The 13,502-nt window shown below is 53.1% G+C and carries 10 protein-coding genes and 1 pseudogene; 10 read left to right on the forward strand and 1 reads right to left on the reverse strand.

What is annotated here, in order from left to right:
* The first annotated feature begins 4 nt into the window (after positions 1–4).
* The 9 genes and pseudogenes from traQ to mobF all read left to right on the forward strand — a co-directional run.
* Positions 5–241: a type-F conjugative transfer system pilin chaperone TraQ gene (gene traQ / locus Electrica_RS27355; RefSeq protein WP_142255966.1), complete on the forward strand. Its 237-nt coding sequence runs from the start codon at positions 5–7 to the stop codon at positions 239–241.
* Positions 216–782 carry a type-F conjugative transfer system pilin assembly thiol-disulfide isomerase TrbB gene (trbB, locus tag Electrica_RS27360; protein WP_142255967.1) on the forward strand — a complete coding sequence of 189 codons (567 nt, stop codon included), beginning with the start codon at positions 216–218 and terminating at the stop codon, positions 780–782. Before traQ ends, trbB begins: the two co-directional genes overlap by 26 nt.
* Positions 775–1,161 (forward strand): hypothetical protein, encoded by a 387-nt coding sequence (locus Electrica_RS27365; RefSeq protein ID WP_142255968.1) that lies wholly within the window; start codon positions 775–777, stop codon positions 1,159–1,161. The genes trbB and Electrica_RS27365 overlap by 8 nt, the downstream gene beginning before the upstream one ends.
* Complete coding sequence (gene traH, locus Electrica_RS27370) at positions 1,136–2,518, forward strand: conjugal transfer pilus assembly protein TraH (protein WP_167686289.1); 1,383 nt, start codon at positions 1,136–1,138, stop codon at positions 2,516–2,518. Before Electrica_RS27365 ends, traH begins: the two co-directional genes overlap by 26 nt.
* Positions 2,518–5,361, forward strand: a complete 2,844-nt coding sequence (gene traG / locus Electrica_RS27375; protein WP_142255970.1) for a conjugal transfer mating-pair stabilization protein TraG — start codon at positions 2,518–2,520, stop codon at positions 5,359–5,361. Before traH ends, traG begins: the two co-directional genes overlap by 1 nt.
* Complete coding sequence (gene traS, locus Electrica_RS27380; protein ID WP_228267447.1) at positions 5,345–5,920, forward strand: conjugal transfer entry exclusion protein TraS; 576 nt, start codon at positions 5,345–5,347, stop codon at positions 5,918–5,920. The genes traG and traS overlap by 17 nt, the downstream gene beginning before the upstream one ends.
* Before the next feature lie 186 nt (positions 5,921–6,106).
* Positions 6,107–6,838 (forward strand): conjugal transfer complement resistance protein TraT, encoded by a 732-nt coding sequence (gene traT, locus Electrica_RS27385; protein ID WP_142255971.1) that lies wholly within the window; start codon positions 6,107–6,109, stop codon positions 6,836–6,838.
* Positions 6,839–7,032: 194 nt separating this feature from the next.
* On the forward strand, positions 7,033–9,351 hold the full coding sequence (traD, locus tag Electrica_RS27390) for a type IV conjugative transfer system coupling protein TraD (RefSeq protein WP_142255972.1): 2,319 nt from the start codon (positions 7,033–7,035) through the stop codon (positions 9,349–9,351).
* Positions 9,351–9,863: pseudogene (gene mobF / locus Electrica_RS27395) on the forward strand (MobF family relaxase); the annotation flags it as partial. The gene traD and the pseudogene mobF, both read left to right, overlap by 1 nt.
* Positions 9,864–9,896: 33 nt before the next feature.
* On the opposite strand, the gene Electrica_RS27400 reads toward mobF, so the two are convergent.
* A complete protein-coding gene (locus Electrica_RS27400) occupies positions 9,897–10,502 on the reverse strand; it encodes a recombinase family protein (protein ID WP_000509966.1) in 606 nt (201 codons plus the stop codon).
* 94 nt (positions 10,503–10,596) lie between these two features.
* Between Electrica_RS27400 and Electrica_RS27405 the strand changes: the two genes are divergently transcribed.
* Positions 10,597–13,494, forward strand: a complete 2,898-nt coding sequence (locus tag Electrica_RS27405) for a Tn3-like element Tn5403 family transposase (RefSeq protein ID WP_023307208.1) — start codon at positions 10,597–10,599, stop codon at positions 13,492–13,494.
* The last annotated feature ends 8 nt before the right edge of the window (positions 13,495–13,502 follow it).

Consider the following 13,502-nt stretch of genomic DNA (forward strand, 5'->3'; position numbering starts at 1 on the left):
TGTCATGCGAAAGATTCGGTTCCCTGATTTGGATATTACGGGAATGTGGGTGCTGGCGGTGGGCGTGTTTTTCCACCTGATTGCCAGGCTCGTCAGAAAACAGCCTGAGCTGGCCGTTCAGGCCGGGGAAATTCTGGGGTTGGGTATGGTGATATTTGGTGGATACCGAATTCTGAATGCCCTGATTGCTGAAGCTGAAAAGCAGGAGAAGGCCCGTGAAAAGCCATCAGAAGACAATTAGGGCAGGTATCACCACGGCTGCTCTGCTGCTGGCACTTTCTCCCGTGACCTGGGCCGGTACGCTCGATGAAGTGAAATCTCTCTGGGACCCGCAGGGCATAACAGGTTCGGCGCCGGCGTCGTCCGCTGGTGCGCCCACGTCCGCGAAGCCGGTCTCTCAGGCCCGCTGGTACCGGCTCAGCAACGGCAAACAGGTCAATCTTAGCGACTGGAAAGTGGTGTTGTTTATGCAGGGGCACTGCCCGTACTGCCATAAGTTTGACCCGGTTCTGAAGCAGCTGTCCGGACAATACGGATTCTCGGTGTTCTCTTACACGATCGACGGACAGGGGGACGAGGCGTTCCCTGAAGCCCTGCCGGTACCGCCTGACGTGATGCAGACTTTTTTCCCGAATATCCCGGTGGCTACCCCGACCACGTTTCTGGTGAATGTGAATACGCTGGCGGCCTGGCCGATTCTGCAGGGCGCCACCGATGCTCAGGGGTTTATGGCCAGAATGGATACGGTATTTCAAATGATGGGGACGCCCAATAATGGATAACCTAATCAGTAAACCCTCAGAAGAAAGTTTTAATAAAGTCAGAGAACATACCGCGGATGTCAGGAAAAGACTGAGAGTTTTTCTTTATTTGTTTTTTATGTTTGTAGTCGCTGCTTTTAGCTTGTGGTTTATGACGGATAAGTTTTTTGACTGGCTGACCGTTGAATTGCTATACAGAGGCGTAACGGTAGAGAAAAATATAAAAGACCTCTGGAATATCTTGAAAACTTTCGTTCCGTTTATATTACTTTCGCTTTCTGCTGGCTGCCTTGCGGTTTATATCGTTTTTGGTTTGCTGAATTCTTTATCGTTCGCCCTGGATTTCGTGCTTTTCAAATGGACAAGAAACAATAATGGAGGTGGCAAGGATGAGAATTAAACCGCTGTCATTGTTTTGTGGTGTGCTGCTGGGGATGTCATTCACTGCTGCCGCTGATGTGAATGGCGATATGAATAATTTCTTCAATAAACTGGGGTTCGCTTCTAATACCAGTCAGCCCCAGGTCTGGCAGGGACAGGCGGCTGGTTACGCTTCCGGCGGTTCGCTGTATGCCAGAACGCAGGTGAAAACGATCCAGCTGGTCAGTATGACCCTGCCGGATATCAATGCCGGTTGCGGCGGCATCGATGCGTATCTGGGCTCGTTCTCCTTTATCAACAGCGAACAGATACAGCGCTTCGGCAAACAAATTATGAGTAATGCCGTTGGCTACTTTTTTGACCTGGCGCTGCAGACCACTGTACCCGAAATCAAGACCGCAAAGGACTTTCTGCAGAAGATGGCCAGCGACATCAACAGCATGAACCTCAGCAGCTGCCAGGCCGCGCAGGGGATTGTCGGAGGGCTGTTTCCTCGCACCCAGGTGGCGCAGCAGAAGGTCTGCCAGGATATCGCCGGCGAGAGCAACATCTTTTCAGACTGGGCTGCCTCCCGGCAGGGCTGTTCCGTGGGCGGGCAGATGGACAAGGTGCAGGACAAGGCCAGCGACAAGGACAAGGAGCGCGTGATGAAGAATATCAACATCATGTGGAATGCCCTGTCCAAAAACCGGCTCTTCGACGGCAATAAAGAGCTGAAAGAGTTTGTGATGACGCTGACCGGTACCCTTATTTTTGGCGAGAACAGTGAAATTACGCCGCTGCCGGCACGGACCACGGATCAGGACCTGATTAAGGCGATGATGGAGGGGGGATCAGCAAAAATTTACCACTGCAATGATTCCGATAAATGTCTCAAGGTGGTTGCGGATGCGACGGTCACTATAGCCGCAAACAAGGCGCTGAAGAACCAGATTTCCACGCTACTGAGCAGCATCCAGAACAAGGCTGTGGCGGATGAAAAACTGACGGAACAGGAGAAGGGGTTTATTTCCAGCACTACCATCCCGGTCTTTAAATACCTGGTTGACCCGCAGATGCTCGGGGTCTCGAATACCCTGCTTTACCAGCTGACGGACTATATCGGCTACGACATCCTGCTGCAGTACATTCAGGAGTTGATCCAGCAGGCCCGTGCAATGGTCGCAACCGGAAACTACCCGCAGTCGACGATGGACATGATCCTCGAGAACCTGAACCAGGCGAGTGTGCAGATTGCCGCTTTTCAGTCCCGGGTACAGGTGCAGCAGGACGCGCTGCTGGTCGTTGACCGGCAGATGAGCTACATGCGTCAACAGGTATCCGCCCGCATGATGACCCGCTACCAGAACAACTATCACTTTGGAGGAAGCCTCTGATGCTGGAAATCTACACGATAGCCGGCGGCGACTGGTTTCGGGGCAACCTGAATGCCATTGCCGCTTTCATGAGTACCGGTACCTGGTCCTCCATCGAGAAAATGTGTATCGCCTTTTCCGTGCTGATTGTCGCCAGCAGCTGGGTGAAAAAGCATAACGTTATGGATCTGGTCGGCTGGGTGTTTGCCCTGACGCTGGTCTCGATGCTGGTCGTCATTCGCAAACCAGTGCAGATTATCGACTACAGTAATGTCTCTCAGGTCTATCAGGTCGACAACGTCCCGATAGGCCTGGCTATTCCTGCCTCGCTGACAACGCGCGTCGGGAATGCGCTGGTACAGAGCTATGAGATGATTTTCTCCCTGCCTGACAGCGTGACGTACAGCAAGACAGGGATGCTGTTTGGCAGTAATTTAATCGCTAAAAGCACCGACTTTTTATCGCAGAACCCGGAGATCACCACGTTGTTCTCCGACTATGTACAGAACTGCGTCATGGGCGACATTTTCCTCAACCATAAGTACTCGTTTGAGGAACTGCTGAATTCCTCTGATCCGTACACCATTATTTTCTCTAACCCCAGCCCGCTGCGCGGGGTATTTGATAAAAATAATCAATTTAAAACCTGTCAGGAAGCCTCCCGTGATTTGAAATCAGCCCTGGCGCTGGATTCTCAGACTGGCGGGAAAACCTGGAACTACTATGTGCGCCAGCTCTTTGGTGGCAAACCCAATCCGGACCTGCTGTTCAGCCAGATGATCGGTGACAGCTATAACTTCTTCTACAGCTCGGGGCAGAGCGCGGGACAGATAATCCGCCAGAATGTCACCATGAATGCACTGCGCAGCGGTATTCAGAGCTACGCGGCCCGCAGTGGCGATACGGCCAGCCTGGTGAACATCGCCAACACCTCTTCGCTGGAGAAACAACGCCTGGCACAGGCGACAATGGGCCACCAGGCATTACGCTCCCTGCCGTTGATGCAGACGGTCGTGATGGGGATCATGATTGGCCTGTTTCCGATCATGGTGATGGCCGCCATGTTCAACATGATGACAATGCAGGTCATCAAGGGTTACTTTTATGCGCTGATGTGGCTGCAGTCCTGGCCTCTGCTGTACGCCATTCTGAACAGTGCGATGGCGTATTATGCGAAGCAAAATGGAGTACCGGTGGTCCTGTCTGAACTCTCTCAGGTTCAGCTCAAGAACTCCGATATTGCGACAACCGCGGGCTACATCTCGATGATGATCCCCCCCTTAACCTGGGCCATGATTAAAAGTATGGGGGCAGGGTTCTCCAGCGCGTACAGCCATTTTGCCTCGTCGGGCCTCAGCTCGACGTCGCAGGCCTCTTCCAGCGTGGTAGACGGGAACTATTCGTTCTCGAATATGCAAACAGACAATGTCAGCGGAAACAGCTGGAATACCAACAGTTCCACGGCCTTTGGTCAGATGTCCCGACAGCTGGCGAACGGGGCAACGGCGACACAGACACAGGACGGGACGACTATCTGGGATGCGCGTATCTCTAAGCTGCCAGTAGACATTAACGTCAGCCGGCAGCTGGCCAGTGCGCATCAACAGATGGCACGGGAATCTGACGTCCAGGCAGAGAGCTCTCTGCAGGGCTATAACAGCAGCGTGACCAGCGCCTGGAACAGCCTGAAGCAGTTTGGCACAAATATGGGGACCAGCGCGTCAACCACCACCGGGGCTGATAATACCGAGTCGTCGCAGGACTCGATGGCTAAGAGTAAAATGTGGAACGCGGTTGTTTCGAACGCAAAAGCCAACAACATCAGTAACGAACAGTCATTCCAGAACCTGATGGATGAAACATCAAGAGGCTCAATCACGGGTGAGGCTTACGGTGGGGTGAAATGGAGCTCGGGGGATCAGCTTGCCGGGAAATTTGGGAAGCTGTTCACCGGCGCTAGTGTTGAAGGCGGAGTGAAAGTTGCCGCAAGCGGTACCGGGAGCACCGGCTCAACAGATACTGTTGGGCAATCAGGTCGACGTTCAGTCGATACCCGGCATGATACCAGTAGTCAGGCGGCAAAAGACTTTAAAGAGGGGTCTGATTACATCACCAGTCATAAAACCAGTACATCAGGTAACACCACAGATAACAATGCAAGCTCCCGCGTGGACCAGTTCTCTGCGTCACTTTCCAGCGCGAAAAATAGCTACGACCAGTACACAACCAGTAAAACACGAAGCCATGAATACAGTGAAATGGCGTCACGTACTGAAAGTATGAGCGGTCAAATGAGTGAAAACCTGAGCCAGCAGTTTGCGAGCTTTGTCCAACAACGTGCGCCGCAGGATGCCGATAAGATTCTGACAAACTCAAACTCTCCGGAAGTCTCGGCGCAGCGTGAAGCCCTCGCGCGTGAATTCGTCAAAGCTCAGGTCGAGCCTAAAGTGGATGGCGCCTATCAGGAGGCAAGAGGGACAATTGGCCAGGGAATGCCTAATGTGTCAGGAGGCGGAGGCGCGGGTTCCGTAGAGGCCGATTATAGCCAGCACAGTGGTAGCATTGATGGTATGACGCACGACGCCGGCATTAAGGATAATGTGGGTCAGACTGTGGGTACGATGGTCTCTCAAAATAAACAGGCACACCAGGAAAGTCGTCAGGAGATACAGCAGCAGGGTGGAGAGGTCAAGAAACAGCAGACCGATCTGGAAAGTCATCATAAAACAGAGGGAAATAATTTTACCGAGCGATATAATAAGGAAACAGACAGTCAGGTAAATAACCCTTTAAGCCATACGACTGAGAGGTTTAAGCAGAAAGCAGAGGAAGCAACAAAAAAGATGGATGAAAAATTACCGTGAATGGGCCTGGACAATGATAACTAATAAGCAAATTTTACAGGAAGTGGAGCAGTTAAAAGAATTGTTCAATGATGGTGGCGCAGAAATCCCCCCTATGTGGCAATGCTTTTGGCCCGGACTCGCTGCTATGGCGTGGATGGTAACATGGCCGTTGATACTGTATGGCTATAAGTTCTTGTTTTTAGAACTTCCAGATGCAGCAAATATAGGGGTCGCTGCATCAGTAATTATTGCGATGGTTGCTGGTTTGTTTATCATGATTGGTATTGCTAATACCCGAGCTCTGTACCTGTCAATACCCAAGAGATTTCGGGATAACTCAGCACTGTGTCGACTTCTTGTCAACAAAGCCAGACGTTATAGCTCAACCTACCTGGTCGGATATGCTGTATTGATTGTATTATTCACTTTCCCTGTGCACGGGGCTATTTATTCGACTGTCATATTTATCCTTTCATCATTTGGCTTTATGATTTATATGAATGTTGACCTCAATCGTTATCAGCTAACGGCGCTTACATCTTTACTTGAATCATTCAAAAGTTCTGGTGCCAAATGAGGACCTTCTGGCCTATTAATTATGGTAGTTTGTTAATAGGCTAAGAGTTTCTTTGGGTTATTATTTATTGTTCAAACCGTAATTAATTTACACCTTCCCCTTAAAATTCCTTTATAGTGAATGCGCATTCCGAAGCAATAAGAGAATGTGTATTCACTTATATTGATTATGTCTCAAGGATTCAGGATGAAACTAAATAAAATCATGGCTGTCATGGTCATCAGTTCAGCACTGGTGCTTTCCGGTTGTAGCGCAATGGGTACAGCAATTAAAAAGCGTAATCTGGAAGTCAAAACACAGATGAGCGAAACAATCTGGCTGGAACCGTCAAATAATAAGACCGTTTATCTGCAAATCAAAAATACCTCTGATAAAGACATGAGCGGGCTCCAGTCGAAAATCACCAGTGCCGTCACAGCAAAAGGCTACCAGGTCGTCACTAATCCCGATACCGCGGGTTACTGGATTCAGGCAAATGTGCTGAAGGCCGATAAAATGGACCTGCGTGAAACCCAGGGCTGGCTAAGCCGCGGTTATGAAGGCGCAGCTACAGCGGCTGCGCTGGGGGCAGGGATCACCGCCTACAATTCCAGTTCAGCCGGCGCGACCCTCGGTGTCGGCCTGGCCGCAGGACTGGTAGGCATGGCGGCTGATGCGATGGTGGAAGACGTGAACTACACGATGATCACCGACGTTCAGATCTCCGAGCGGGCCAAAACCCAGGTACAGACGGATAATGTCGCGGTATTACGCCAGGGGACCTCCGGTGCGAAAGTGCAAACCAGCACCGAAACCGGTAATCAGCATAAATACCAGACGCGCGTTGTCTCCAGTGCGAACAAAGTTAATCTCAAGTTCCCGGAAGCACAGCCTGTTCTGGAAGACCAGCTGGCTAAATCTATCGCGAATATTCTGTAAGTTTGCCACCTCACGGCCCGGGTATACCGGGCCAGACTGACATCGCCTCCCTGGCCTGTCAGGTTAATTCGACATTTAATCAGCTTATTCCTCCTCAGAACGGTGAGCAGTTGCACAATTTATTTGTGCACCTGTGAGGCGTTGCCGACCGTGGTCGGAACATTCCTTCGCTTTTGTATTTAAGGTCAAGAATTATGAGCTTTAATGCTAAGGACATGACTCAAGGCGGTCAGATTGCCAATATGCGCTTTCGCATGTTTGGCCAGATTGCCAATATTATATTCTATGTGCTTTTTATTATTTTCTGGGTGTTGTGCGGGTTGATACTGATGTACCGGCTCAGCTGGCAAACTTTCGTTAACGGCTGCGTCTACTGGTGGTGTACGACACTGGCGCCCATGCGCGATATTATTCGCTCCCAGCCGGTCTATACGATTAACTATTATGGGAAGTCGCTGGAATATAATTCGGAGCAAATCCTTGCCGATAAATATACCATCTGGTGCGGTGAGCAGCTCTGGACCAGCTTCGTTTTTGCCGCCATCGTGTCGTTGACCGTCTGTATTGTGACGTTCTTTGTCGCCAGCTGGGTACTGGGCCGCCAGGGGAAACAGCAAAGCGAAGATGAGAATACCGGAGGGCGCCAGCTTTCCGATAAACCAAAAGAAGTGGCCCGCCAGATGAAACGCGATGGGGTGGCCTCCGATATTAAAATTGGCGACCTGCCTATTCTGAAAAACTCCGAAATCCAGAACTTCTGTCTTCATGGTACGGTCGGCTCAGGTAAATCCGAAGTCATCCGCCGGCTGCTGAATTACGTACGTGCACGCGGTGATATGGCCATTATTTACGACCGCTCCTGTGAGTTCGTCAAAAGCTATTACGACCCGTCGCTGGATAAAATTCTTAACCCACTGGATTCCCGCTGTGCAGCCTGGGATATATGGCGCGAATGCCTGACACTACCGGATTTTGATAACGTCTCTAATACGCTTATTCCGATGGGCACTAAAGAGGACCCGTTCTGGCAGGGCTCCGGCCGCACCATATTTTCCGAAGGTGCGTACCTGATGCGCGAGGATAAAGACCGTAGCTACGAAAAGCTGGTTGATACCATGCTGTCCATCAAAATCGACAAATTGCGCGCGTACCTGAAAAACACGCCGGCCGCTAACCTGGTGGAGGAAAAGATTGAGAAAACGGCTATCTCCATTCGCGCCGTACTGACCAACTACGTCAAAGCCATTCGCTATCTGCAGGGGATCGAGAAAAACGGTGAGCCGTTCACTATCCGTGACTGGATGCGGGGCGTACGTGAGGACCAGCCCAACGGCTGGCTGTTTATCTCCTCCAACGCTGACACGCATGCGTCACTGAAGCCGGTGATCTCGATGTGGTTGTCTATCGCTATCCGCGGCCTGCTGGGGATGGGGGAGAACCGTAACCGGCGCGTGTGGATTTTTGCGGATGAGCTCCCCACGTTGCACAAGCTGCCGGACCTGGTCGAGATCCTGCCTGAAGCCCGTAAGTTCGGCGGCTGTTATGTGTTCGGTATCCAGTCTTATGCCCAGCTTGAAGATATTTACGGGGTGAAGCCCGCGGCGACGCTGTTCGACGTGATGAACACCCGTGCCTTTTTCCGCTCCCCGAGTAAAGAGATTGCTGAGTTTGCCGCCGGTGAAATCGGTGAGAAAGAAATCCTCAAGGCCAGCGAGCAGTACTCTTACGGTGCAGACCCGGTACGTGACGGTGTGTCGACCGGGAAAGAAAAAGAGCGGGAAACGCTGGTCAGCTATTCTGATGTGCAGACGCTGCCTGACCTCTCCTGCTACGTCACGCTGCCGGGGCCGTACCCGGCCGTGAAGCTGGCCCTCAAATACAAACCGCGGCCGAAAATTGCGGAAGGCTTTATTCAGCGCAATCTCGATACGCGGGTGGATGCAAGGCTCAATGCTCTGCTGGAAGCCCGGGAGGCCGAAGGCAGTCTTGCCCGGACGCTGTTTACGCCAGATGCACCGGCGCCTGAGCTGGCGGAGAAAGACGAAAAAGTCGGGAATCCGCCTGAGCAGAGTCAGCCTGCGGAAAGCAGCGGAACGTCTGCGACGGTAAAAGTACCGTCAACGACGAAAACGCCGGCAGCCGATGAATCCGGTCAATCACCTGAAGTTTCTAATCCTGCTGCACTGCTCACGAAAGTGGTGACTGTTCCGTTAACCCGCCCCAGGCCTGCTGCAGCGACGGGCACGGCTGCAGCGGCATCCGCTACCGATGTTCCTGCTACACCTGCAGGAGGGACAGAGCAGGCGCTGGAGACGCAGCCTGCAGAGCAGGGACAGGACATGCTGCCTCCTGGTGTGAACGAATACGGCGAAATCGATGATATGCACGCCTGGGACGAGTGGCAGTCGGGAGAGCAGACACAGCGTGACATGCAGCGACGTGAAGAGGTCAATATCAATCACAGCCACCGCCGCGATGAGCAGGATGATATCGAGATTGGAGGGAACTTCTGATGCTGAGTTTCAGCCAGGTTAAATCGGCGGGCAGTGCCGGTAACTACTACACAGAGAAAGACAATTACTACGTCATCGGCAGCATGGAGGAACGCTGGCAGGGTAAAGGCGCGGAAGCTCTGGGGCTGGAGGGGAAGGTAGATAAGCAGGTCTTTACAGAGCTGCTGCAGGGAAAACTCCCTGACGGTAGTGACCTGACACGAATGCAGGACGGCGTCAATAAGCACCGACCCGGTTACGACCTGACGTTCTCGGCACCGAAGAGTGTATCGATGCTGGCCATGCTGGGTGGAGATAAGCGTCTTATCGACGCCCATAACCGGGCAGTCACCGTGGCACTGAATCAGGTTGAATCCCTGGCATCAACACGGGTACAGAAAGACGGCGTGTCGGAAACAGTCCTGACCAACAATCTTATTATCGCCCGGTTTAACCACGATACGTCGCGCGCGCAGGAGCCACAGATACACACGCACAGCGTGGTTATCAATGCGACGCAGAACGGAGATAAAGGGGTCGGTTCCGGCTGAGGGCGAAATGACACCCTAAGCGTTAGCTCTGTGTCGTTGCACGATGTCAGCGACGGTATTCTTGCTGATACCGAGCTCGCGTGCGATCCAGCGATAGCTGCGTCCCTCGGCCCTCATCGCAACCACCTTAGGCAAAAGTCGGTCTGATTTTGGTCGCACTCCGGCCTGACGACCAAGCCTCTTACCACGTGCCTTCGCAACAGCAAGGCCTGACTTGACCCGCTCGCTGATGAGATCCCGCTCAAACTCCGCAATGCCGGAAAGAAACGTCGCCAGCATTCGTCCATACGGCGACGAAAGATCGAACGCCATTCCATTCATGGCTATCACGGAAACCTTCCAGTTCTCCAGTTCACGTAGCGTATTGAGCAGATCGAGCGTCGAGCGCCCCCACCGGGAAAGCTCAGTGACCAGGATTGCATCAATTTGTCTGGACTGGGCAAGCGCCAGGACTTTCTTTCGCTCGGCCCGGTCGAGTTTAGTTCCTGAACCTGTTTCCTTAAATATTCCCACCACGTCGTAGCCGGCACGGCCGGCGAAGGCTCGCAGATCAAATTCCTGGCGTTCACAAGACTGATCCGCTGTTGAAACCCGGCAGTAAATGGCGGCACGATGTCCCAATTGAACCCTCCTGGATTTTTGTATCGGAACGCCCTGATTTATATGGGCTGGCTGTTGTCCAAAACAGACTATACTTCAAAAGGGACGAATTTGTATGTCACGACGCCATATTTTCACCGAACGGCAGCGAGCAGCGCTGTTCGATCTGCCCACGGACGAACTGTCGCTACTGAAGTTCTACACGCTGGGCGATGATGACCTGGAAAACATTAGGCAGCGCCGCAGACCGGAAAACAGGATTGGCTTTGCCCTGCAACTTTGTGCCTTACGATATCCGGGCCGTGCACTGGCTCCTGGTGAGATGATCCCGCGTGAAGTCCTTTCCTTCGTCGGTGCTCAGCTTGGAGTTCCGGCTGATGCGCTTCTCACTTATGCCACACGGCGCCAAACCCGTCAGCAGCACATGGACACGCTGCGCGAAATTTACGGCTACAAGACCTTCACGGGCCGTGGTGCCCGTGATCTGCGGGAGTGGACTTTCGGCCAGGCCGAAGATGCCAGATCAAACGAGGATCTTGCTCATCGTTTTATTGTGCGGTGTCGGGAAACTTCCACCATTCTGCCCGCAGTATCGACAATCGAGCGCTTGTGCGCGGATGCTCTGGTCGCCGCTGAGCGGCGGATTGAAACGCGGATTGCGGAAAATTTAACAGCGGATGTTCGCGATCACCTGGACAAACTTCTGAGTGAAATGCTCGCCGGCAATATCAGTCGTTTCATCTGGCTTCGCAACTTCGAGGTTGGTAACAACTCGGCTGCTGCTAACCGTTTGCTCGACAGGCTCGAATTTCTGCGTACCCTGAATATCAATCATAGTGCTTTGGCCAGCATACCTGCCCATCGCATTGCCCGGCTGCGTCGGCAGGGTGAACGCTACTTCACCGACGGTTTGCGTGACATCACTTCGGACCGCCGCTGGGCGATCCTTGCCGTCTGTGTTGTGGAGTGGGAAGCGGCGATTGCTGATGCCATAGTCGAAACCCATGACAGGATCGTAGGAAAAACCTGGCGGGAAGCGAAGCGCCAGCATGACGAAACAATTTCCGGCTCTAAAGCCACACTCACGGATACGATCCGTACCTTCACCGCGCTGGGAGCTTCGTTGCTTGAGGCCCGCAGTGACGGAACCCCGCTGGAGATGGCTGTCGCCAGTTCGGTTGCATGGGACCGGCTCGCTCAACTGGTAGCGACAGGGACTCAACTCAGCAACACGCTAGCCGATGAGCCTCTTGCATATGTCGGGCAGGGATACCATCGCTTTCGTCGTTATGCGCCCCGCATGTTGCGCTGTCTGAAGCTCGAAGCCGCGCCGGTCGCCGGACCATTGGTAGCAGCAGCTTTGTCGATCGGAGAGATGAAAGGTGTTGCATCGCCAGAAAGGCGTTTCCTGCGGCCCAGCTCCAAATGGAACCGTCATTTACGAGCTCAGGAAAAAGGAGATACCCGTCTTTGGGAAGTGGCGGTACTCTTTCACCTCCGGGATGCTTTTCGTTCCGGAGATGTCTGGCTCGCTCATTCGCGCCGCTATGGTGACCTCAAGCAGGTACTGGTGCCGATGATCGCGGCGCAGGAAAATGCAAAACTGGCCGTGCCTTCCAACCCACAGGATTGGCTGGCAGACAGAAAGGCGCGACTCACGATCGCTCTTAAGCGGCTGGCCCGGGCTGCCCGTAACGGCACTATTCCGCACGGTAGCATAGAAGATGGAACGTTGCGGATCGACAGGTTGACAGCAGACGTGCCGGATGGTGCCGAGGCACTCATACTGGATCTGTATCGCCGAATGCCGTCCGTTCGGATTACCGACATGCTGCTTGAAGTTGATGCAGCCCTTGGTTTCACAGATGCGTTTACCCATCTGAGAACCGGGGCTCCATGTCGCGACCGGATCGGTCTGCTCAACGTCCTGCTCGCTGAAGGGCTCAATCTGGGCCTGCGTAAGATGGCGGAAGCTACAAACACGCATGATTACTGGCAGCTCTCACGCCTTGCCCGCTGGCATGTTGAAAGCGAAGCCATGAACCAGGCATTGGCAATTGTGGTGGCCGCGCAGGGTAAACTGCCGATGTCACGCGTCTGGGGGATGGGCACGTCAGCATCGAGCGATGGTCAGTTTTTCCCGACAGCGCGGCATGGCGAAGTCATGAACATGGTCAATGCCAAATATGGTTCTGTTCCCGGCCTCAAAGCGTATACTCACGTAAGCGACCAGTTCGCGCCATTCGCTTGTCAGTCGATCCCGGCGACCGTGAGCGAGGCACCGTATATTCTCGATGGACTACTGATGAACGAGGTCGGTCGCCATGTTCGCGAACAGTATGCCGATACAGCAGGATTCACCGACCATTTGTTCGGAGCCAGTAGCCTGCTCGGCTACAATCTCGTTCTGCGAATCAGGGATCTGCCATCGAAGCGGTTGTACGTATTTAATCCCGATACGACCCCCAGGGAGTTACGCAAGTTGGTAGGTGGAAAAGCCCGGGAGGATCTTATCGTTGCGAACTGGCCTGATATTTTCCGTTGTGCCGCGACGATGACCGCTGGCAAAATCAGGCCCAGCCAACTCCTGCGCAAGCTCGCTTCTTACCCACGACAAAACAACCTTGCAGTTGCGCTTCGTGAAGTTGGTCGTATTGAACGGACCCTTTTCATTATTGAGTGGATCCTGGATACGGACATGCAGCGGCGTGCTCAGATCGGTCTTAACAAGGGAGAGGCCCACCATGCGCTCAAAAATGCGCTCCGTATCGGGAGGCAGGGGGAAATTCGCGATCGCACGACAGAGGGGCAGCACTACCGAATCGCTGGGCTCAATTTATTGACTGCGGTGATCATTTACTGGAATACCGTCCATCTTGGTCATGCCGTCACGGAGCGGCGGAACGAAGGGTTGGATGTTCCCCCTGAATTTCTTCCCCACATATCCCCATTGGGCTGGGCGCACATTCTACTGACTGGCGAATATCTTTGGCCCAAGGAACCGAAAGCTTAGGGTGTCAT

It is taken from the genome of Klebsiella electrica, assembly GCF_006711645.1.
Lineage (GTDB): Bacteria > Pseudomonadota > Gammaproteobacteria > Enterobacterales > Enterobacteriaceae > Klebsiella > Klebsiella electrica.